Source organism: Paracoccus onchidii, assembly GCF_028294535.1.
GTDB classification, from domain to species: Bacteria; Pseudomonadota; Alphaproteobacteria; order Rhodobacterales; family Rhodobacteraceae; genus Paracoccus; species Paracoccus onchidii.
On sequence record NZ_JAQBIE010000017.1, the window covers coordinates 74,281 to 96,637 of the forward strand.

General features: G+C 58.2%; 21 protein-coding genes. 8 read left to right on the forward strand and 13 right to left on the reverse strand.

The genetic code is table 11. The features are described 5' to 3' along the window. Positions 1–35: 35 nt before the first annotated feature. The 5 genes from PAF17_RS13680 to PAF17_RS13700 form a co-directional block, all read right to left on the reverse strand. Positions 36–413, reverse strand: a complete 378-nt coding sequence (locus PAF17_RS13680; RefSeq protein WP_271889662.1) for a DUF1850 domain-containing protein — start codon at positions 411–413, stop codon at positions 36–38. Continuing rightward, positions 410–2,494: a TRAP transporter permease gene (locus PAF17_RS13685; protein ID WP_271889663.1), complete on the reverse strand. Its 2,085-nt coding sequence runs from the start codon at positions 2,492–2,494 to the stop codon at positions 410–412. The genes PAF17_RS13680 and PAF17_RS13685 overlap by 4 nt, the downstream gene beginning before the upstream one ends. A 78-nt stretch (positions 2,495–2,572) precedes the next feature. After that, complete coding sequence (locus PAF17_RS13690) at positions 2,573–3,529, reverse strand: TAXI family TRAP transporter solute-binding subunit (RefSeq protein WP_271889664.1); 957 nt, start codon at positions 3,527–3,529, stop codon at positions 2,573–2,575. A 139-nt stretch (positions 3,530–3,668) separates the two neighbouring features. Continuing rightward, positions 3,669–4,031: a Grx4 family monothiol glutaredoxin gene (grxD, locus tag PAF17_RS13695; protein WP_271889665.1), complete on the reverse strand. Its 363-nt coding sequence runs from the start codon at positions 4,029–4,031 to the stop codon at positions 3,669–3,671. Between the two features lie 76 nt (positions 4,032–4,107). Then, entirely contained in the window at positions 4,108–4,350 is a 243-nt protein-coding gene (locus tag PAF17_RS13700; RefSeq protein WP_271889666.1) for a BolA family transcriptional regulator, read from the reverse strand. 260 nt (positions 4,351–4,610) lie between these two features. Here PAF17_RS13700 and ligA point away from each other — a divergent pair, with 260 nt between their 5' ends. Beyond that, positions 4,611–6,806, forward strand: a complete 2,196-nt coding sequence (gene ligA, locus PAF17_RS13705) for an NAD-dependent DNA ligase LigA (protein WP_408636425.1) — start codon at positions 4,611–4,613, stop codon at positions 6,804–6,806. Further along, on the forward strand, positions 6,782–8,902 hold the full coding sequence (gene recG, locus PAF17_RS13710) for an ATP-dependent DNA helicase RecG (RefSeq protein WP_271889667.1): 2,121 nt from the start codon (positions 6,782–6,784) through the stop codon (positions 8,900–8,902). The genes ligA and recG overlap by 25 nt, the downstream gene beginning before the upstream one ends. Before the next feature lie 272 nt (positions 8,903–9,174). Here the strand turns inward: recG and PAF17_RS13715 are convergent, their stop codons facing one another. After that, positions 9,175–9,618, reverse strand: coding sequence for an iron-sulfur cluster assembly scaffold protein (locus PAF17_RS13715; RefSeq protein ID WP_271889668.1), 444 nt, complete (start codon positions 9,616–9,618; stop codon positions 9,175–9,177). A gap of 62 nt (positions 9,619–9,680) precedes the next feature. Here PAF17_RS13715 and hisI point away from each other — a divergent pair, with 62 nt between their 5' ends. Next, on the forward strand, positions 9,681–10,037 hold the full coding sequence (gene hisI / locus PAF17_RS13720; protein ID WP_271889669.1) for a phosphoribosyl-AMP cyclohydrolase: 357 nt from the start codon (positions 9,681–9,683) through the stop codon (positions 10,035–10,037). On the opposite strand, the gene gluQRS is transcribed toward hisI, so the two are convergent. The 3 genes from gluQRS to PAF17_RS13735 all read right to left on the reverse strand — a co-directional run bounded on the left by gluQRS (position 10,030) and on the right by PAF17_RS13735 (position 12,952). Then, positions 10,030–10,884: a tRNA glutamyl-Q(34) synthetase GluQRS gene (gluQRS, locus tag PAF17_RS13725; RefSeq protein ID WP_271889670.1), complete on the reverse strand. Its 855-nt coding sequence runs from the start codon at positions 10,882–10,884 to the stop codon at positions 10,030–10,032. The two genes, hisI and gluQRS, sit on opposite strands and share 8 nt — an antisense overlap. Then, the gene (trmFO, locus tag PAF17_RS13730) at positions 10,866–12,203 is read right to left on the reverse strand and encodes a methylenetetrahydrofolate--tRNA-(uracil(54)-C(5))-methyltransferase (FADH(2)-oxidizing) TrmFO (RefSeq protein WP_271889671.1); all 1,338 of its coding nucleotides are present in this window, start codon (positions 12,201–12,203) and stop codon (positions 10,866–10,868) included. The genes gluQRS and trmFO overlap by 19 nt, the downstream gene beginning before the upstream one ends. Before the next feature lie 116 nt (positions 12,204–12,319). Next, a complete protein-coding gene (locus PAF17_RS13735; RefSeq protein ID WP_271889672.1) occupies positions 12,320–12,952 on the reverse strand; it encodes a 50S ribosomal protein L25/general stress protein Ctc in 633 nt (210 codons plus the stop codon). Positions 12,953–13,180: 228 nt separating this feature from the next. Here PAF17_RS13735 and PAF17_RS13740 point away from each other — a divergent pair, with 228 nt between their 5' ends. Then, positions 13,181–14,131 (forward strand): acyltransferase family protein, encoded by a 951-nt coding sequence (locus PAF17_RS13740; RefSeq protein ID WP_271889673.1) that lies wholly within the window; start codon positions 13,181–13,183, stop codon positions 14,129–14,131. A 6-nt stretch (positions 14,132–14,137) separates the two neighbouring features. On the opposite strand, the gene PAF17_RS13745 is transcribed toward PAF17_RS13740, so the two are convergent. Together PAF17_RS13745 and PAF17_RS13750 are read right to left on the reverse strand one after the other, a co-directional pair. Further along, positions 14,138–15,313, reverse strand: a complete 1,176-nt coding sequence (locus PAF17_RS13745; protein WP_271889674.1) for an alpha-hydroxy acid oxidase — start codon at positions 15,311–15,313, stop codon at positions 14,138–14,140. Between the two features lie 42 nt (positions 15,314–15,355). Then, on the reverse strand, positions 15,356–15,634 hold the full coding sequence (locus tag PAF17_RS13750) for a hypothetical protein (RefSeq protein WP_271889675.1): 279 nt from the start codon (positions 15,632–15,634) through the stop codon (positions 15,356–15,358). A 105-nt stretch (positions 15,635–15,739) separates the two neighbouring features. Between PAF17_RS13750 and PAF17_RS13755 the strand changes: the two genes are divergently transcribed. The 4 genes from PAF17_RS13755 to PAF17_RS13770 all read left to right on the forward strand — a co-directional run bounded on the left by PAF17_RS13755 (position 15,740) and on the right by PAF17_RS13770 (position 20,867). Then, entirely contained in the window at positions 15,740–16,327 is a 588-nt protein-coding gene (locus PAF17_RS13755) for a TetR/AcrR family transcriptional regulator (protein WP_271889676.1), read from the forward strand. A 74-nt stretch (positions 16,328–16,401) separates the two neighbouring features. Next, entirely contained in the window at positions 16,402–18,306 is a 1,905-nt protein-coding gene (gene dnaG / locus PAF17_RS13760; protein ID WP_271889677.1) for a DNA primase, read from the forward strand. A 166-nt stretch (positions 18,307–18,472) separates the two neighbouring features. After that, positions 18,473–20,458, forward strand: a complete 1,986-nt coding sequence (rpoD, locus tag PAF17_RS13765; RefSeq protein ID WP_271889678.1) for an RNA polymerase sigma factor RpoD — start codon at positions 18,473–18,475, stop codon at positions 20,456–20,458. After that, positions 20,448–20,867 carry a BLUF domain-containing protein gene (locus PAF17_RS13770; RefSeq protein WP_271889679.1) on the forward strand — a complete coding sequence of 140 codons (420 nt, stop codon included), beginning with the start codon at positions 20,448–20,450 and terminating at the stop codon, positions 20,865–20,867. The genes rpoD and PAF17_RS13770 overlap by 11 nt, the downstream gene beginning before the upstream one ends. A gap of 39 nt (positions 20,868–20,906) precedes the next feature. On the opposite strand, the gene gph is transcribed toward PAF17_RS13770, so the two are convergent. Then, positions 20,907–21,581, reverse strand: coding sequence for a phosphoglycolate phosphatase (gene gph / locus PAF17_RS13775; RefSeq protein ID WP_271889680.1), 675 nt, complete (start codon positions 21,579–21,581; stop codon positions 20,907–20,909). Further along, positions 21,578–22,132 carry a thioredoxin family protein gene (locus PAF17_RS13780; RefSeq protein WP_271889681.1) on the reverse strand — a complete coding sequence of 185 codons (555 nt, stop codon included), beginning with the start codon at positions 22,130–22,132 and terminating at the stop codon, positions 21,578–21,580. Before PAF17_RS13780 ends, gph begins: the two co-directional genes overlap by 4 nt. Positions 22,133–22,357 lie beyond the last annotated feature (225 nt).

The window sequence follows — 22,357 nt, forward strand, 5'->3', positions numbered from 1 at the left end:
ATCACATTCCCGAAGGGTGATTGCAATCTGCGCTGTCAGTTCGGCGGAGAATGGCTCGGGCATGGACGCAACAGCAAAGGGGCACCCGCATCCTGGCCGAATTCGTGGCATTCAAGATTGTCACAGATTGTCCAGCCGCCATCAGTCGCGCCGCTGGCTGCAAGAACCAATTCGGATTGCGGCGGCAGATCGGGTGTCCAATGCCACCAGCCGTTTCGCAAAACCGCACCGGGTCCGGGATCCATGCCCGCGCCAGAACCCTTGACTGATGCTTCTTGCAGAACCAGATGTGAATCGACGATCTGCCAATTTTCCTGCCATTGAACATGCTCGACGGAATGCTGCCAATGCAGCTGGAATTCGGGGCGTCCCAATGTCAGGATCGCCGCACCTACAAGAAGGCAGTTGCTCATACGGGCCTGCGCATCCACCAGACCACCCCGAACAGCACAGTCAGCGCCCATCCCGCCTGATCACTGAACGGCAGGGCGGCAATCAGCAGAAAGGCCGCAGCCGCCGTCAGAATACGTTCCCACAGCGCAAGCGGGCGGGCGAACCAGCCAATGACGGTCAAGCCCCACAAACCGATCGCCAGAACGCATTTCAGCACGATATAGGCGACAGCAGGTGCATAGCCGACAGACACCGCCAGCGGTCCCCCATCCTGCAGCATCAAGGCGGGCGTATAGACGGCCATATAGGGTATCACGAAGCCTGCTGCCGCGACCTTGAGGGCCTCGAAGCTGATCCTGAGGCCATTTTCCTTGGCGATCGGCGCAGCGGCGAAACAGGCCAGAGCAACCGGTGGTGTCAGGTCCGCCAGAATGCCGAAATAGAAAACGAACATATGGCTGACGATCAGCGGCACGCCCAGTTCCAGCAGCGCGGGGGCCGCAATGGTCGAGGTGATGATATAGTTCGGAATCGTCGGGATCCCCATACCCAGCACGATACAGGTGATCATGGTCAGCACGAGAGACAGGATCAGACTGTCCTTGCCGACCGAGACGATATACAAGCCAAAGGTATTGGCTGCGCCAGTCAGGGTCATTGTGGCAATGATGACCCCGACCAATGCGCAGGCAATGCCGACGGGCAGGGCGGTCTTGGCCCCCTCGGCCAGACTGTCGATGACCTGACGGATCGTTTCGCGCCCCCCGGACCTTGCGGCATTCCAGATCAGCAATATCGCGATTGCAAACCACAGGGCGTTGTTGCCGAACTCAAGGAAACTGGCGGCGATCAGGGCGAGGCCGATCCAGAAGATAATCCGCAGCACCCCTTGCGGCAGCCCCAAAACGGCCGAGGCACCCAGGATCAGCATGATCGTCAGGGCGAGGCCGATCGTACCGGCAAACAAGGGTGTATAGCCAGAGAACAGCAGATAGACCAGCACCGCCAGTGGCAGGATCAAAAACCACCCTTCACGCAGGGCAAGTCGGGCTGAGGGCAGCTTGTCCTTGTCCATCCCACGCAAATTGCGCCGCCCGGCTTCAAGGTGAACCATCCAGAATGCGCTGGCGAAGTAAAGCAAGGCAGGGATGATCGCGGCTCTGACGACCTCGAGATAGGCGACCCCAAGTGTTTCAGCCATGATAAAGGCGACGGCCCCCATGACCGGGGGCATGATCTGCCCCCCCATCGAGGCCGTGGCCTCGACCCCGCCGGCAAAGGCGGGCCGGTAACCAAAGCTTTTCATCAGTGGTATGGTGAATTGGCCGGTCGTGACCACATTCGCGACCCCTGAACCGGAAATCGTTCCCATAAGGCCCGAACTGACAACCGAAACCTTTGCGGCGCCGCCCATCCGGTGCCCGACCAGCCCAAGCGAGACATCGGTAAACAGCTTGATCATCCCCGCCTTTTCAAGAAAGGAGCCGAACAGGATGAACAGGAAGATATAGGTCGCGGACACATAAAGAGGCGTGCCGTATATGCCTTCGGTGCCAAAGCTCATCTGTTCGACGACCTGGGAAAAATCGTAGCCGCGCGTTACCAGCGGACCGGGAAAATACTGGCCAAACAGGGCATAGACAAGAAACAGGCCGGCAACGATCGGCAGGGCCGGTCCCATGACTACATAGGCGGCCGCAAATGTCGTGATCAATGCAATGACGCCGATGATGACATCCGTCTGGTTCAGCATGCCCGAGCGCATCATCAGCGGCACATATTCGGCCCATTGATAGGCCGCAACGATCACACCAAGAACGCCAAGGGTCCAGGACAGGATCTTCGCCCCGCGCCCTTTTCCACGCAGCGCCGCCAACAATGGAAAGCACAGCAATATCAGGAATCCCAGATGCAAGGCACGCTGGATCTGACTGTTCAGGTTGACGATATGGGCCGCAATGGCGATCTGATACAATGAGAACGCCACCGCGATCCAGTAAAGCAGCCTGCCTTCACGCCCCCCGGGAAAGCTGTCTGCCAACGGGTCATGCAGCCCCAGATCGGGGGTGTCGGCCGGGGCGGGATGCTGCGCTTGAGTCATGACGGTTTTCCGCATTGTGGCGAACTGCCGGGGTCCGCAGACCCCGGCCTGATGTTGGGTTTCCCTTGCCTGAAGGCGCTATTTTGCCGCGACACCGACCTCGTCGTAATAGCGTTGTGCGCCAGGATGCACGGGAATGGGCATACCGGTCAGTGCGTTCTCGACCTCGATGCTTGATGTGGCAGCATGCGCAGCCTTGAGCGTATCAAGGTTTTCATACATCAGCTTGGTCATCTGATAGGCCAGATCGTCGCTGACATCCTGCGAACTGACCAGGAAATTGATGACGGCAACGGTCGCCACATCTTCGGTCTGCCCGTCATAAGTGTTGGCCGGGATCGTTTCCGCGATATAAGGCGCCCCAAGCTTTCCGGCGATTTCATCTGGGATGGACACGACCGAGATCGGAATCGATGTCGAAAGATCCTTGAGCGAAGCGACGCCCAGCCCGGCGGATTGCAGCGTGGCGTCCAGCTGACGGTTTTTCATCAGCTCGACTGATTCCGCGAATGGCAGAAACTCGACTTTTCCAAGATCATCATAGGACATTCCAGCCGCGGCAAGAATGGCGCGGGCATTCAGTTCAGTTCCGGATTTCGGGGCGCCAACTGACAGTGCCTTGCCTTTCAGGTCCTCCAATGAGGTGATGCCGGATTCCTCGCTGGCGACGATCTGGATAAAGTTCGGATACATCGCAGAGATTCCGCGCAGCTTCTCAAGCGGCTGGGGAAAACCGGCCTCGGGATTGCCTTCACCGGCGAATTTGACCGAATCCCCCAAGGCGATGCCGATCTCGCCCTTGCCTTGCTGCAAGAGGTTCAGGTTTTCAACGCTGGCTTTCGTGGACTGAACCTGCACTTTCGCATCGGGGATCGCGTCGGAATAGATCTTCGAAAGCGCCCCCCCGACCGGATAGTAAACGCCGGATGTTCCGCCGGTCAGGATATTGATGAACTGTTGCGCAGATGCCGAAACCGGACCCATCGCAAATGCCGCACCGAACGCGACCCCGGCGAGCTTAGCAAGAATTTTCATATAGACCTCCCTTATTATTCAGGAAGGTTACGGGCGTTGTGCGAACAGGTCAAAGGTGATTGTCGGTTTGCTGATGCCAAACAGAAATGGCGCGTCCCGCAGGTCGGGACGCGCCATCCTATTCCAGCGGCGAAACAGATCAGGCGTTGGCTTCGCGGATCTTGTTTGCGGCTTCCTTGTCATAACTGACGCCGTTCTGTTCAAACAGCTGGTCCAACTCACCCGACAGGGTCATTTCGGTGATGATGTCGCAGCCACCCACGAACTCGCCTTTGACATAAAGCTGCGGAATGGTTGGCCAATCCGAGTAATCCTTGATGCCCTGACGCAAGTCATTGTCGGACAGGACGTTGATGTCACTGTAATTGACACCCATGTAATTCAGAACACCGGCAACCCGGCTGGAAAATCCGCATTGCGGCATTTCCTTGGTGCCCTTCATGAACAACACCACGTCGCTGGCATCGACCATTTCCTGAATCTGGGCTTTCACATCGCTCATAACCTGAGTCCTTTTCGGATTCTGGTCCGCCCCAAGTCGGACCTTATGTCTGTGCGCAGCCTGCGCGGGACGCCGGTTATTCCGGGGCCTTTGTCGTCAGTGCCAGCGCATGCAGATCGCCGCTTGGGCCATCCATTTTTCCTTGCAGCGCCGCATATACTGCACGCTGTTGCTGCACACGGTTCTTGCCACGAAAGCTCTCGTCGATCACCTCGGCGGCATAGTGATTTCCGTCGCCAGCCAGATCGGTGATCGTAATCTCCGCATCCGGGAATGCCGCACGGATAAGGGCTTCGATTTCATGAGCTTCGATGGCCATTACGCAGTCCTTTTTCCTTCCTGTTCAGATGTAGGTGAAGCAGGTTGCAGCCGCAAGGGCTTGGATTTGCCAAGATGCCCCGGCAACATCGTTCCAGGATCGATCAACTGATCTGACGATCGCCCCGGATGACCTTGTTCCTGGATGCAAATGGCTTGTGCCTTACCGCTATCTGGGCGACATCTGACCTGAAAAGGCAAGGCGGCTGGCCCGCTGATATCGCGCCTCATGGGCTGACAGACGAGAAGACAGGTAGATCGATGACTCAGAAAAATGGCTCTCTGGATTTGACGGTTCCCGAAGACCTGTCAAGCATCGAGCAGGACATGGCGGCACGCCTGATTGCGGCATTGTCTGATCGGGTGTCGCGGGCGAATGACGAATATCATGGTCGGGATGCCCCGCAAATCAGCGATGCGGACTATGACCGGATGAAATCGGACCTTGCCCGGCTTGAGGCGCGCTTTCCCGAACTGGCGTCGGCCGACAGCCCGACAGCCAGAATTGGCGCGGCACCGGCCGAAGGTTTCTCGAAGGTGGCCCATGCTCAACGGATGATGTCGCTGGGGAATGCATTCAGCCAAGAGGATGTCGATGATTTCGTTGCCCGGATCCGCAACTTCCTGAATCTTGACGACGCTGCGCCCCTGGAATTCACTGCCGAACCAAAGATCGACGGGCTTTCACTTTCGCTGCGTTACGAGGATGGTCGTCTGGTGCAGGCCGCGACCCGGGGCGATGGCTCGGTTGGCGAGAACGTGACAGCCAATGCAAGGGTGATCGACGACATCCCCGAACGCCTGGCCATCGACCTGCCGGGCATCGTCGAGATCCGGGGCGAAGTCTACATGTCGCATGATGATTTTGCGCGACTGAACGCCCAGGTCGGAGGCAAGGTCTTTGCCAATCCACGCAACGCAGCCGCGGGTTCGCTGCGCCAGTTGGATGCCTCGATCACGGCAAGACGGCCGCTGATGTTCTTTGCTTATAGCTGGGGCGAATTGACGGCGCCGCTTGGTCAGACACAGATGCAAGCGGGCGAACGTTTGAAGGAACTTGGATTTCGGACCAATCCACTGACCCGGATTTGCACAAACGCCAAGGAACTGGTTGCGGCATGGGCCGATATTGAACAGCAGCGCGCAACCTTGGGCTATGATATCGACGGCGTGGTTTATAAGGTCAACGATCTTGGATTTCAGACGCGTCTGGGCTTTCGTTCGACGACGCCACGTTGGGCGCTTGCGCACAAGTTTCCCGCCGAAACCGCATGGACCCGATTGCAGCGAATTGAAATCCAGGTCGGACGCACGGGTGCGTTGTCCCCGGTTGCGCGACTGGAACCGGTGACAGTCGGCGGCGTGGTTGTTTCCAACGCCACGTTGCACAATGAAGATTACATCGCCGGACAAGATAGCAACGGTGCCTTGATCCGTGAGGGTCGAGACATTCGTGAAGGCGACTGGGTCAAGGTGTATCGGGCCGGAGATGTGATTCCCAAGATCGCCGATGTCGATCTGTCTCGCCGACCGGCGGACAGCCAGCCCTATCAGTTCCCGCAAACCTGCCCAGAATGCGGCTCTGATGCGATCCGTGAACCGGGCGACTCTGTGCGTCGATGTTCCGGAGGTCTGATCTGTCCAGCGCAGGCAATTGAAAAGCTGAAACATTTCGTGGGCCGCTCGGCTTTCGATATAGACGGCCTTGGGGCGCGCCAGATCGAGATGTTCTTTGACGATCCAACCCTGTCCATCCGCGAACCGGCGGATATATTTACCCTCGCGCGCCGCGATGCGGACAGCCCGATTGCCAAGCTCAGGAACCGTGACGGCTTTGGCGAGAAATCCGTGGAAAAGCTGTTCAACGCCATCGAAAATGCCCGTGAGGTGGCGCTGAAACGCCTGATATTCGCGCTTGGAATCCGACATGTCGGAGAAGTCGCAGCCGCGACACTGGCCCGTCATTTCGGCAATTGGGAGATGCTGCTAGCAGCTGTCGATGGCGCAGCGACTGAGCCGGCCTTTGCCGCAGATGATGAAAAAAGCCGGCGCAGCATGAGCGAGCAAAGCCCGAACTGGTCAGAGCTGACCGGCATTGACGGGGTTGGATCGGCCCTTGTGATGTCCCTGGTCACAACGTTCCAACAAGAGGCCGAGCGCGCCAGTATCGACCGTTTGCTTGCCGAGTTGCGCGTTCTCCCTGATGACAGCTCGGTCCGGCAAAAGACAGAGATCAGTGGAATGACCCTGGTCTTTACCGGCACGCTTGAAAAGATGACCCGCGCCGAAGCCAAGGCCCGCGCTGAAGACATGGGGGCCAAGGTTGCCGGATCTGTCAGTGCCAAGACCGATCTGCTGATTGCCGGACCAGGCGCAGGCAGTAAGGCCAAGAAGGCCGCGGATCTAGGTGTCAAAGTCATTGATGAGGACGAATGGCTGAAGATCTCGGCAAGGTAAAAACGCCGCGCGGGCGACCACCCGAACTGTTTCCGCTTTTTGCTTCGGCAGAAACCCTGCCCGGAATCGGACCCAAGGCCATGGCGGCTTTGGGTCAGTTGGGGTTGGAACGCCCTCGTGACCTGATCTTCAACCTGCCGGCAAGTGGCACGGTCCGGCGGCGGATCACCTCGGTTCGTGATGCGGTCGCGCCCGAGATCGTCATCATCACCATTACGGTTGATCGGCATTCTCCGCCGGGCTCGCGGGGACGGCCCTGGCGTGTCCATTGCAGCGATGCGCAGGGAAATGATCTGACATTGGTGTTTTTTCACCCCCGGCGCGATTGGATCGAGGCACGCCTTCCCATTGGACAGGACCGCATCATCAGCGGCAAGGTCGAGCTGTTCGACGGCCATGCACAGATCGCACATCCCGATCACATCCTTCTGCCCGAGGATGAACTGCCCCCCGGTTTCGAACCCGTTTATCACCTGTCCGCAGGCTTGACCCAAAAGGTGATTTCCAAGGCCAGCAAGGCGGCCCTGCAACTTGTGCCCCCGCTCGGGGAATGGATCGATCCCCAGACCCTTGCGCAGCGCGGATGGCCGGATTTCACAGAGGCATTGCAAGCCGCCCATGCGCCCGGATCACCGGCGGATCTGTCGCCGGACCATCCAGCCCGCGCGCGACTGGCCTATGATGAATTTCTGGCGCATCAGATGACCTTGGCGTTGGTTCGCCGCGACCGCCGCCGCGCCCGGGGCCGCCCAAGCGCGGGGACCGAAACATTGCAGCGAGCCGTGCTTGAAAGCCTTCCCTGGCCCCCGACCAATGCCCAATCCCGCGCAATCGCCGAGATTTCCGCCGATATGGCCAGCGAGTTCCGGATGAACCGTTTGCTGCAAGGTGATGTGGGGGTAGGAAAGACGCTGGTTGCGTTTTTGTCCGGGCTGATCGCAGTCGAAGCGGGGGGGCAGGCGGTTCTGATGGCCCCGACCGAGATTCTGGCACGGCAGCACGGCAGGGCGCTAGAGCCGCTTGCCCGCGCCGCTGGCATACGCCTTGCGACGCTGACCGGACGCGACAAGGGGGACGTGCGAGCGCAGCTGTTGAAGGATCTGCGCAACGGCGAAATCGACATTCTGGTCGGCACCCATGCAGTGTTTCAGAAGGATGTCGCGTTTCATGACCTGCGTCTGGCGATCATCGACGAACAGCATCGTTTTGGTGTCGCGCAACGGCTGGAATTGTCTGCAAAGGGCGATGCTCCGCCCGACATGTTGGTCATGACAGCGACGCCGATCCCGCGATCATTGTCTTTGACCCAATATGGCGATCTCGACCTGACCGTTCTGGACGAAAAACCGCCTGGGCGGCAGCTGATCACCACCGTGATGATCAGCGATGAACGCCTCGAAGAGGTCGTCGCGCGCCTGCAAGCCGCGACGCAGCAAGGGGCACGGGCCTATTGGGTCTGCCCGCTGGTCGACGAAAGCGAGGTCAGTGACCTGACCGCAGCAGAGGCCCGCTTTCAGTATTTGCGTGCCCGGTTCGGCGATCAGGTGCGTATGGTGCACGGGCAGATGCCGGCCGATGCTCGCGATCAGGCGATGTCCGACTTTGCCGGTGGGGCCGCGTCGATCCTGGTGGCGACCACGGTGATCGAGGTCGGGGTCGATGTGCCCGAAGCCACGATCATGGTGATCGAGCGCGCCGAAAGCTTTGGTCTGGCGCAGTTGCATCAGCTGCGTGGGCGTGTCGGTCGGGGGAAAGGTGCGTCCACCTGTCTGCTGATGTACCATTCTCCGCTTGGCGACACCGGCGCACGTCGCCTGACGACCCTGCGTGATACCGATGACGGCTTTCAGATTGCCGAGGTCGATCTGGCGATGCGCGGGGCAGGTGACGTGATCGGCACCGCGCAATCCGGATTGCCCCGGTTTCAAATTGGTGACCTGGAACATCAAGCTGGCCTGATGGCGCTTGCCCGTAGTGATGCGCGTGCATTGTTGGAACTGGACCCGGAACTGACGGGCGATCGGGGCAGGGCGATCAGAATGCTGATGTGGCTTATGCAGCAGGACAAGGCGATTCGACTGATCTCTGTCGGGTGAACAATCAGGATGTTCTTAAAATGTTCTTTACAATGCGATGCAAATATGAGAACAAATAGGCAACAGAGAGGAGTTGCCCTATGACCCGTGAATTCATCTGTGACGTTCTTGGAATTACCGCGCTCTCGGTCACCACCGTTGTGGTGCTGTGGCTGCCCGCCATCCTGCAAGCCTGATCTTCTGCCCCGCGTTGCGACTGGTGCCTTCGCCTGGGTGCCATGAATGTCCCTGCACGCGCAACTTGGCCGGCCCTGTGCAGGGCCGGCCTTTTTTCAGGCCGCTGCCAGCGCGCTGTCCATGGCCTCGATAGTGGCGTCCCAGGCCAGCAGGATCGATGCATGCCGGTTGGGATAGTCCTTTGCAGGCAGCAACGCCTCGAGATCGGCGAACGGTGCTGCGGGCGCGGGACCTTCCTGTTTCAGCATCGCACGCAGCTGATCGCGCGCGACGATCATGTCATGGCGCGTGCGCCCGATGATCGCGCCCCCCAAGACTGCCGCCGATGCCTGCCCAAGCGCGCAGGCCCTGACCTGCTGGGCGAATTCCGAGATCGCGCCATCGCTCAGAACCAGATCGACGGTGACCGAAGAGCCGCAATGAGGGGAACGTTTTGACGCCGACGCCTCGGGCGTGGCCAGTCTTCCCTGATGCGGAATTGCCGTGGTCAGGGCAAGAATCCTGCGGGAATACAGCTGCATGAGATCACTATCTGCCATCGGTCCTTTCCCGCGTGCTTCATTCATCCTAGATAGGTTTGAATATGCAAAAAGGGAACCCGATGTTCGATCCTACCAGCCTGAAGTACGATGCCAACGGCCTTATTCCCGCCATTGCACAAGATGCAACAACGGGTGAAGTCCTGATGATGGCATGGATGAATGCGGAGTCGGTGGCCCGCAGCCTGGAAACAGGAAAGGTCACTTATTGGTCGCGTTCCCGGCAATCCTTCTGGGTCAAAGGCGAAACTTCGGGGCATTTGCAGAAGCTGGTCGAAATGCGCGTGGATTGCGATCAGGACTGTCTGCTTGTGCTGGTCGAACAAACCGGCGCGGCATGCCACACCAATCGCCGCAGCTGTTTTTACACGGCCATCCGTGACAACGAACCCGTGACGATCATGGACCCGATCAGCTGAACCCAAGACGGGTTCTGATCTCTTCCGGTGTCACGCCATTCTCGCGCAGCGCCATCAGCGATCGCGCGTTGTCTCGTTTTGCCAGGCGTGTTCCACTGTTGTCGCGGATCAGGCGGTGATGGTGGTAAATCGGCGTCGGCAGGCTCAGCAGCCGCTGTAGCAATACGTGAATCCAGGTCGACTCGAAAAGATCGCTTCCTCGTGTGACGACACTGATGCCCTGCGCGGCATCGTCGATCACGACGGATAAATGGTAAGAGGTTCCCATACCGCGACGCGACAGGATGATATCACCGATCCGCTTCAGGAACTGCGCTTTGTCGATCCTGAAAGGGGTGCCGCCGCCCAGACATTCATCTTGGAATTCAAGCGACTGGTCAGAAATTGCGTCAAAGGCCCTGGCGACATCCAGCCTGATGACATCATCTGGACCGGTTTCGTTCACCCTGCGGTGGCGACAGGTTCCTGGATAGATCAGTCCATCAGGTCCGGCAGGCAGCGCCCCTTCTTGCGGGGCCGACAATGCCGCACGAATATCGCCGCGTTTGCAGCGGCAAGGATAGGAATAGGGCGCAAGCCTTTGCAGGGCGTTCTGATAGGCGGGTATCCGGTCCGATTGGCGAAGCACGGGCGCGGTCCACTGCAAACCCAGCCAGTCAAGATCGCGATAGATGGCGTCCTCGAATTCGGGTTTGCAGCGTTCCGCATCGATATTTTCGATCCGAAGCAGGAACTTGCCCGGATCGGCCTGTCGCTCGGCAGTTAAGGCTGCGAAGGCATGTCCCAGATGCAGCCGCCCCGTTGGTGAAGGGGCGAACCTGGTCCGCCTTACTGTGCTGACAGCCATGCGGTGAAATCATCTTTCGCGCGTTGCGTATAGGCCGGATACCGGTCTTTCCGGCCCCGCCTGCCGCCCTTGACATCTGCCAGCGGCGGGAAGAGGCCGAAATTCACATTCATGGGCTGGAAGGTCTTGGCCTCGGCGCCGCCGGTAATGTGATTGACCAGCGCCCCCATCGCCGTGGTCAGCGCGGGTGGAGGAAGGTCATGCCCCATGGCCTGCGCCGCGGCCATTCGCCCCGCAAGCAGTCCCATTGCCGCACTTTCGACATAGCCTTCGACACCTGTGACCTGCCCGGCAAAGCGCAGATTTGGACGCAGTCGCAAACGCATGCGGTCGTCCAGAAGCGTGGGAGAGTTCAGAAAGGAATTGCGATGAATGCCACCCAGACGCGCGAAGCTGGCATCTTGCAACCCCGGGATCATACGGAAGACCCGCGTTTGGGCACCGTATTTCATCTTGGTTTGAAATCCGACAATATTATATAGTGTTCCCAAGGCATTGTCGCGCCGCAACTGGACAACGGCATAGGCCTTTTCTTCAGGCACATGCCGGTTCGTCAGGCCGACAGGCTTCATGGGGCCGTGGCGCAGGGTTTCACGCCCCCGTTCGGCCATAACTTCGATCGGCAGGCAGCCGTCAAAGTAACCGGCCGTTTCTCCTTCGTGAAATTCGGTTTTCTCTGCAGCCAGCAATGCGTCGATGAACGCTTCGTACTGCTCCTTGGTCATGGGGCAGTTGATATAGGCGCGCCGCTCTGCTTCGGTGTCGCCCTTGTCATATCGGCTTTGTTCCCAGGCGATGCTCATGTCGATGCTGTCGGCATGCACGATCGGGGCGATGGCATCGAAAAATGCCAACGACTCGGTTCCCGTGGCCACACGAATGGATTGAGCAAGCCGGTCCGAGGTCAGCGGGCCGGTGGCGATAATCCAGTTCCCGGATTCGGGCAGATCGGAAATTTCGCCCGCTTTGATCGTGACCAAAGGGTGGTCATTCAGCGAAGCGGTCACCGCCTGTGCGAATGCGTCGCGATCAACAGCCAGAGCCCCGCCCGCTGGCAGGCGGTGGCGATCGGCCATGGCCATGATCAAACCGTTCGCCTTGCGCATCTCCCAGTGCAATTGCCCCACGGCATTCATCTGGTCATCGTCCGAGCGAAAACTGTTCGAACAAACCATCTCGGCGCAATCACCGGTCTTATGGGCAAAGGTGCCGGTCGTGGGCCGCATCTCGTGTAGGATGACGGGCACCCCCGCCTGTGCGGCCTGCCACGCAGCTTCTGATCCGGCAAGGCCGGCGCCTATGATATGAACAGGTTCCATCTGACCCTCTTGTGGCGGGAAATACGGGTAGGGGGTCGGCTAGCAAAGCCGTGAAGAAAAGAAAAGGGCGGCACCAGTCTTTGGCACCGCCCTTAGCGTCAGGTTCCGAAAAGAGATTATTCTTCGGCTTCTGCAGCAGCTTCTTCGCCTTCGGGTGCTTCGTCATCGCTGGAACGCAGTGCCGAGGGGGCGGCAATATTTGCAACAACAAAGTTGCGGTCGATGGTCGGCTTGGCACCCGATGGCAGTTTCACGTCATCGATATGAATGCTGTCGCCAACTTGGTGACCGGCCAGATCGACGGTGATGTGATCGGGGATGTCCCCGGCGGTCACGATCAGTTCGACCTCGTTACGCACGGTCACAAGGGTACCGCCTTTTTTCAGGCCGGGGCATTCTTCGTGATTGATGAACTCGACCGGAATGAACAGGTTCACCTTGGAAGTGCGGCGCAGGCGCATGAAGTCGATATGGATCGGCAGATCCTTGACGACATCTTTCTGAACGCTGCGGCAGATGACGCGCACGTCGTCCTGACCTTCGACCTTCAGGTTGAACAGGGTCGACATGAAGCGGCCTGCGCGCAATTGCGTCAGCAGCTTGTTAAAGTCGAACTGAACGGCGACCGGGTCCTTGTGGTCACCATAAACAATGCCGGGCACCTTGCCGTTACGGCGAGCTTGGCGGGCGGCCCCCTTGCCTGTCCCCGCGCGTGCCTCAGCCACCAGATCCGGGATCTCTTTGGCCATTTTGCTAATCCTTAATTAAGTTTTATCCGCCACCATCCTCCAAGGGTGCATGGTGGTCGAACGCGGGCTATTAGCGCAGATCGCCGCGAAAGGCTAGGGGGTAAATCATGGGATTTCGACCCGGAAAGTTTGACATGAGGCATAAGCGGATTTATGCCTATAAGGGCGATTTCTGCCGCGTGCGGGAGCCTGGGATTTGAAACAGTATATTTGGTAACGAGTACTCGGATGCAGCAGCGCGTCTATTCCATTGACTATATGCGCCTTCTTCTGGCGTCATTCGTCGTCATTGGCCACAGCGGAATGGGACGCGAGACATTCGGCGCGTTCGGACTGATCGCAATCAGCCCCGTTTTGCGGGCAGCCGTTCCCTTGTTCGCCATCACGGCAGGATTTTTTCTGTTCAGGACCCGGCTGCGCGGCAAATACTGGATCTGGGTCAAGAGAATCGCGACCCTTTATGTGCTGTGGTATGCGATCTATTTTGTGTTCATGGGGCTGTGGAACCAAAGCTTCGGTCAGAACTGCCGAGAGCTGATCCTCGGCTTTCGCCACCTTTGGTTTCTGGAAGGGCTGGTGGTAGCTGCGATCATGATGCACTTCGCCATCATTCGTGGCCCGCGCTTCATGATGCAATCTGCGATTCTTGTCGCGGCAGCAGCAATTGTCGTTGAATACGCCTCGGTGACCCATCTGCTTTCCATGCCGCTTGAATTTTACCGCAATGGCGTGTTTTTCCTCTATCCGTTCATGGTCATGGGGTATTTGTTTGCGCTTGAGCGGTGGTCACCCGAGGCGCTGCCTTGGCCGATGCCACGCCGAAAGTTCTGGATCTGGGTCGCGATTGGCGGGTTCATCCTTGCGGTTGCAGAGAACGCGGTTTTCCTGACGGTCATCAATCAGTGGGCGCTGCTGGAATACCAGATCGGCATGTTCTTCATGGCACCCGCGATCTTCGCGATCGTCGGAACAATCGATGCACCTGAGACGGATTTGCCGTTGGGCACCATGGCCTCGGCAATTTATGTGATGCATTACCTGTTTCTTCACTTTGCCAACATGGTGAACCCAGGTCATCCGCTGCCCGGGGCGCTGGTGGCCTTTATCGTTCCTGCGCTGCTGGTGATGGCCATGATCCGGCTGGGACGCGGCCAGCGTTGGATGGCCCAGTTATTTTAGCCTGCCTCAGCGAATGACCGGGGCGAATTTTTCGAAGAACCCGTTTTCGACCAACAGGTTTTGCAGGCCAAGATCGTTGACATGGCGTTCACCGCACAGGGCCATGGTCGTGTCCAGTTCCTTGCGGATGATGTCCAAGGCGGTCGTGACGCCGGCTTCGCCCATCGCGCCCAGCCCATGAATGAAGGCCCGGCCAATCCAGGTGGCGTCAGCACCAAGTGCCAGCGCCTTGAGGACGTCCTGCCCTGATCGGATGCCGCCATCCATATGGATTTCAACCTGATCTCCCACCGCCTTCACAATCTGGGGAAGCATTCTGATCGACGACACCGCACCATCCAGCTGGCGTCCGCCATGGTTGGACACCACAATCGCATCTGCACCGAAATCTGCGGCCATTCTGGCGTCATCGGGATCAAGAATACCCTTGAGGATCAGCTTGCCGCCCCACATGTCGCGAATGCGGGCGATCTTGTCCCAATCGAGTTTTTCATCAAACTGCTCGGCCGTCCAGCTGGACAGGGACGAAGTATCGCCTACGCCTTTCGCATGGCCGACGATATTGCCGAATGATCGCCGCTTGGTCTTCAGCATTTCGAATCCCCAAGCCCATTTTGTGGCCAGGTTCATCATGGTCGGCAGGGTCAGCTTGGGCGGGGCGCTCAGACCGTTCTTCAGATCCTTATGTCGTTGCCCAAGGATTTGAAGATCCAATGTCAGCACCAATGCGCTGCAATTCACGGCCTTGGCACGATTGATGATCGCTTCAAGGAACTCTTGATCCTTCATCACATAAAGCTGGAACATGAAAGGGGCCGAGCAATGCGTCGCCACATCCTCGATCGAACAGATCGACATGGTCGACAGCGTGAAGGGCACTCCAAAATTCTCGGCGGCGCGCGCGGCGAGGATTTCACCATCCGCGTGCTGCATTCCGGTCAACCCGACGGGCGCAAGTCCCACCGGCATTGCCACGGGCAGGCCGATCATCTCGGATCGGGTCGATCGCCCGGACATGTCGACCGCAACCTTCTGGCGCAGGCGTATGCGGGAAAAATCGTCGCTATTGTCGCGAAATGTCTGTTCGGTATAGCTGCCAGATTCAGCATAGTCGTAGAACATCCGGGGGGTTCTGGCACGATGCAGCCGCTTCAGGTCATCGATACATGTGATTGCCACCATTTGGATTTTCTGCCTTTGCTGGTTGTCAGGCGGATGCTGTGATCAATTGGCAACCGCGTCTTGCATGCGTGCCCTTGTGCCCGGCTCGATCACCGGGGTGCTCAGGGATTCTGCCTTGCGGCGCAAGGAATCCGCCCGCGCCATCGCGTCGGCCGTTTCCTGATCCGGCGTTGTCGCAGCGTTGCCGGAGTGGTCTGGCAAGGTCGGCTCGGCAAGGATCTGCTGCGTGGGCAACAGATCGGGATAGTCGACGCCACCGGAATGGCAGGCCATCAGCGGCAGCAGGGCAAAGGGTGCGAAAAGGCGGAACCTGATTTTCATGCGTGCAAGTTAGCCGTTGCGAGAGGCGACCACAACTGAACTTGACCGCAAGGTGAATATGCCGCCAGCTCTTTTCCAGCGTGATCACAATGACTAAGAGAGGTTATGGCAAGAACTCAGGGATCCCGCGCCGAAATCACCGGCCCACTTATTCGCGCCGAGGCACGCCGCCTGTTTGCGCGCAACGGCTTTGCCGCCGTCTCAATGCGCCAGATCGCGTCAGCGGTAGGTGTGCAGGCCGGTGCGCTTTATGCCTATACGCCCGACAAGCAGGCCCTGCTGCACGATCTGCTTGAATCACATATGCGGGACTTGCTTGCGGCCTGGCGCGACGATCCTGAGATGGATCCGCTGGACAGGCTGGAGGCATTCGTCCGGTTCCATATAGATTTCAGCCTGGATCACATCGATGCAGTGTTCCTATCCTATATGGAACTGCGCAATCTGACGCCCGAAAATTTCCGAAACATCGCCGGGTTGCGTGGCAGCTATGAGGACGCGCTTGAACGGATTTTGCAGGCGGGAACCGAATCCGGTGTGATGAATATGACGGATCGCCGGCTGACGACATTGGCGTTGATCGCCATGCTGACCGGCGTTATCAATTGGTACCGCGAAGGCGGGCGTCTTGATCGCCAAACGATCGGTGACATTTACTGGGGTCTTGCGCGCGGTGCGGTCGGTGCCGATTGACGATCGGGATCCGATCCCGCAAACAACCGCACTGACCGCTTTACGGCCTGCTTTCCAATGTCGATATTACTGCCATGAGCCTACCTCCGGGATTTCTTGACGAATTGCGCAACCGCGTTCCGATCAGCCGCATGATCGGGCGCAAGGTTGTTTGGGATCTGCGTAAATCCAATCAGGCCCGCGGGGATTGGTGGGCGCCTTGTCCGTTTCATCAGGAAAAATCCGCAAGCTTCCACTGCGATGATCAGAAAGGTTTCTATTACTGCTTTGGTTGCCATGCCAAGGGCGATGCCCTGACCTTTCTGCGCGAGGCCGATGGCCTGAGTTTCATGGAAGCCGTCAAGGTGTTGGCCGCCGAGGTTGGAATGACGGTTCCCCAACAGGACCCGCAAGCGCGCGAGCGCAGCGATCGACGGACAAGACTGTTCGAGGTGACCGAGGCTGCACTCAGGTGGTTCCGCCTGCAATTGCAGACCGGCGCAGCCAGCGAAGCAAGGGATTATCTTGCCCGCCGTGGACTAGATGATGAAACCCAACAGCAATTTGACATCGGATTTGCCCCCGATAACCGCCATGCGTTGGGGGCCGCGCTGCGCGAAAAGGGATTTGATGAGGCGCTGATCATCGAGGCCGGGCTTTGCGCAAGACCTGACGGCGGCGGTGCGGCATATGATCGTTTTCGCGGCAGGATTATTTTTCCGATCAAGGACGGGCAGGGGCGCTGTATCGGGTTTGGCGGCCGGGCCATGGATCCCAATTCATTCGCCAAATACCTGAACAGCCCTGAAACGCCGCTATTTGACAAAGGGCGCAACCTTTACAACATCGGGCAGGCACGCTCGGCGGTTGCGAAAGGACAGCCGCTGATCGTCGCTGAAGGCTATATGGATGTCATCGCCCTGTCGCGCGCCGGTTTTCAGGGTGCCGTCGCGCCTTTGGGAACCGCCGTCACGGAAAATCAACTTCACCTGATGTGGCGCATCAGCCCCGAACCAATCATTGCGCTGGATGGCGATGCAGCCGGACAGCGGGCTGCACAACGATTGATCGATCTGGCGCTGCCGCTGACCGGTGCCCGGCAGGCATTGCGTTTTGCCATTTTGCCGGCGGGGCAGGATCCTGACGACCTGATCAAGACCGCAGGACAGGGCGCGATGACAGCATTGCTTGGGGACGCCAAACCCTTGCTGGATCTGCTTTGGTCACGCGAAACAGAGGGTCAGAACTTTGACAGTCCCGAACGCAAGGCGGCGCTGGAACAGCGATTGAAGGATGCGATCGCAAGGATCCCTGACGAGCTGACCCGACAGCATTATAATGAAGAAATCCGCCGCAAACGCCGGGAATTGTTCGGCGGAAGCTGGCAGCGTGGCGAGCGGGGGCGACAAGATTCCGGGCGCTATCGCGGCCGTTCGCGCACGGGCTCGGCACCTGTGCCGATCGGAGCGACGCGGCTGGATGGCCCGAATGCGGGCGCCTCTTTGCTGGAAGGCGCAAGCCTGCTGCTATGCGCGTTTCGCCCCCATCTGGTTGCCAAGGTCGAGACGCGGCTGGAGCGGTTGATCCCACAGGATGCCGACCGTGCGTCGCTGCTGCACGATCTGTTGACGGGAACGGAATCGGCGGCTGGTGCGCGCGCTCTTGAAACGCTGCGCGCCGACGCCCATCTGGGCCTGACACCATCCGTTATCAGACAGCAGGACGAGGAAACCGCTGTCACCATTCTGTCCAATCTTCTGGACCGGCTGGAGGCAGAGCGCGCCGTGGGAACCGAATTGGCCCGCGCTGAAAACGAAATACAAGGAGAGGTGGATGAAGGGTTGACCTGGCGGATGCAACAGATCGCCCGAGCCCGCCATTTGGCCGAAAGGCCGGATATGGAAGACAGCGGAGACATGAACGAGGATCGCGACGCCCTGTCCGCACAATTGCAAGACTGGCTGAGCGGTGAAATCTGGCGAAAGCCGCCGCGCGGATAGCCCGCAACGCTGACTGATTCGGCAATGATCGGTCAGGATGCGAATCAGGTGCGAATCATTCGCGTTCCCGGGCTTTGATCCGCCACGAAATAACGCTAGAAAAGCCTTCAGGTTCGCGATGATTCGCACCTGATTCGCGAATCGATGCCCGAGTAAGGAGCCCTGGATGGCCGCCAAGGACAACGACCAAGACAAGACCGACAAGGACGAGAACGCGCATTCGCTGGATATGAGCCAGGCAGCGGTCAAGAAAATGATCGCCGAAGCCAAAGAGCGTGGCTATATCACCTATGACCAGCTGAACACCGTCTTGCCGCCAGAGCAGGTCAGCAGCGAACAGATCGAAGACGTCATGTCGATGTTGTCCGAAATGGGCATCAACGTCATTGAAGACGAAGAAAACAGCGACGAATCAGAGGGTGGGGCGGTTGTCACCACCGATTCCGGTTCGCGCGAGATGGCGGTCGCCGCAACCGAAACCGAAAAGCTGGACCGCACGGACGATCCTGTTCGCATGTATCTGCGCGAAATGGGTTCGGTCGAATTGCTGAGCCGTGAAGGCGAAATTGCAATCGCCAAGCGGATCGAGGCCGGCCGGAACACGATGATCGCCGGGTTGTGTGAAAGCCCGCTGACATTCAAGGCCATCACCATGTGGCGTCAGGAACTTCTGGATGAAGAAATCCTGCTGCGCGATGTGATCGATCTGGAAACCACCTTTGGTCAGTCGATGGAAGACGATGAAGGTGAGGGTGAAGAGGTCGTCGGCAACAGTACCGAGGAAAGCACCTCGGCACAGCCCGCGCAAAAACGCGAGGAACTGGATGCCGATGGCAATCCGATGCGCGCCGAAGACGATGACGACGAAGATGACGGCGCGAATTTGTCGCTGGCAGCCATGGAAGCCAGCCTGAAGCCAAAGGTCCTTGAGACGCTCGAAGTCATTGCACTTTATTACGAACGTCTCGCAGACATGCAGGATCAACGCATGTCCGCGACCTTGAATGAAGATGACAGCTTTTCGGCCAACGCGGAATCCGATTACCAGAAACTGCGCGGCGAAATCGTGGCGCTGGTCAATGAACTGCACCTGAACAACAGCCGGATCGAGGCGCTGGTTGACCAGCTATACGGGATCAACCGCCGCATCGTCACGATCGACAGCGGGATGGTCAAACTGGCCGATTCTGCCCGCATCAACCGCCGCGAGTTCATCGACAATTATCGCGGAAGCGAGCTTGATCCGGCATGGGTCGACCGGCTTTCGCAGAATGCAGGGCGCGGCTGGCAGGCGCTGTTCGAGCGTTCACGCGACAAGGTCGAGGCGCTGCGCGCCGAAATGGCACAGGTCGGCCAATATGTCGGCGTCGATATCGAGGAATTCCGCCGTATCGTCAGCCAGGTTCAGCGCGGCGAAAAAGAGGCGCGTCAGGCCAAGAAGGAAATGGTCGAGGCGAACCTGCGTCTGGTGATCTCGATCGCCAAGAAATACACGAACCGCGGCCTGCAATTCCTTGACCTCATTCAGGAAGGCAATATCGGCCTGATGAAAGCCGTCGACAAGTTCGAATATCGCCGCGGTTACAAGTTCAGCACCTATGCGACCTGGTGGATCCGCCAGGCTATCACACGCTCGATCGCGGATCAGGCCCGCACGATCCGTATCCCGGTCCATATGATCGAAACAATCAACAAACTGGTTCGCACGGGCCGCCAGATGCTGCATGAAATCGGCCGCGAACCAACGCCAGAGGAATTGGCGGACAAGCTGCAGATGCCGCTGGAAAAGGTTCGCAAGGTGATGAAAATCGCCAAGGAGCCGATCAGCCTCGAGACTCCGATCGGGGACGAGGAAGATAGCCAGCTTGGCGATTTCATCGAGGACAAGAATGCCGTCCTGCCACTGGACAGCGCCATTCAGGAAAACCTCAAGGAAACGACCACCCGCGTGCTGGCCAGCCTGACCCCCCGCGAAGAACGGGTTCTGCGAATGCGTTTCGGTATCGGCATGAATACCGATCATACCCTGGAAGAGGTCGGCCAGCAGTTCAGCGTCACGCGAGAACGTATTCGCCAGATCGAGGCAAAGGCGCTTCGCAAGCTGAAGCATCCGTCCAGAAGCAGAAAACTGCGGTCGTTCCTTGATCAATAGACCCAAGGATGCGTCAGATCTGTCGTTCTTTCTCTATCGCAGTTCCGCCGCGCCCGAGATTGGAACTGAAGATCTGACGCAAATCCTGACGGCGGCACGGCGTCGCAATGCTTTAGTGGGGCTGACAGGCTGTTTGCATTATGAGGACGGCCTTTTTTTCCAGTGGCTGGAAGGGAGCGACAACGAGTTGCGTCCGGTGGTTGATGCCATCATGCACGACCCCCGGCATCACAGTATCCTCGTGCTTGAACAAGGCGCGTTGGGAACACGTCGGTTCCGCGACTGGAGCATGAAGTTCTCGGACCGCGATCGCAAATCACTTGTGGACTGGATCGCCCACAAAAATGTCTCTACGGTCGATCGTCAGGAATACGCAGGCGGAGTCAGTTCATTTCTGATGTCGCTATAATAGGCGTTGGGGCAGTGTGGTTTTGCCCCGACAATCAGATCAGGCCTCGGCCTCGACTAGTGCGGGAAGTTGCACAAAGCGATCGAAACTGGCGCGGTGAGGCAGTCGATCTATGGGGGTATGGCGATATCCTTCGGAATAGAGAAGGAAGGGCACCCCAATAGCGGCCGCACAATTGGCGTCATATTCACTGTCCCCGACAAAAACGCCATTTGGTTGCGAGGGATCCGCACCAAGATTGACAAGCGCAATGCGCAAGGGGGTAGGGTTCGGCTTTTTCTCGGGCTGGGTATCTCCAGCAACGATGGTCTGAAACAGATTGCCTAGATTGAAGTGTCGAAGAACCGCTTTGGTCGGGGCCAGGGGCTTGTTCGTGCAGATCCCCAGCGGGTGCCCGCGATCCGCAAGGGTGCCCAATACCTTGGCTACGTCATCAAACAGAATCGTCAGCTCCGTCGCATTCTCATATCGGGTCATGAAAGCCGAGAGCATGGCCGTTTTCGTCGTGGTGTCGATATCGCATGCGGCCGCGATCCTGTCCCACAAGACACCGACGCCTCCACCGATAAAGCCCCGCACTTGGTTCAGTTCCAGCGGCGAATATCCATATCTATTCAGTGCTGCATTGACACAGGCATGAATGTCGGGCGCGCTGTCAATCAGGGTTCCGTCCAGGTCAAACACCACCGGGCAGGGCGCAAAGCACACACTCATGCGTGCTTCCACTTTATCGAGCAGCCCATTGAAGGCGTCTGGTCTTTCGGGCCTTTGCCCGTTCGTGCGATCTGAAGCATCGCTTCCAACAGTTCAGGCCGCGCGTCTTTTGGTCCGGCCGAACGGCTAGACGCGTCAAAACGCCCGCGATACTGAAGTTTTCCATCTGCATTGTAGCCGAAGAAATCAGGGGTGCATTCGGCACCGTAGGCTCGCGCGACGCTTTGAGTGTCGTCGTAGAGGTAAGGAAAGCCAAATCCGTGGTCCTCGGCAAACGCAAGCATATGCTCGGGTCCGTCCTGAGGATAGGTATCTACATCATTTGAGGAAATGGCAACGACACCAATACCAGCGTCTTTCATTAACGCAGAGTCACGCACGATCCGGTCGATGATTGAACGTACATAGGGACAGTGATTGCAAATGAACATGACAAGCGTGCCATTTTCGCCGCGGATGTCGCAAAGCCGGACATTCTCGTCGGATGTGGACCTTAGCGAAAAGTCATGCCACGGAGCGTCAAAATCACATACTGGCGGTGATACGGCCATCAAACCCTCCTTACTGCTGATGCGTTTGTCCACGAATCACTTGCGACATGCAAGCGTGTCAGATCATTAGTGATTAGCAATTTAATTCCATAACAATGATTATTGCATAAATTCTTGTGTCGAAGCCAGATAGGAATGTCTCGAACTGGCAAAGTTGATTTGTCGCCTCGGGTCTGACGGATGACGCTTGCGGCATCGGAAAACGATCACGAGGGACAGCGTCAT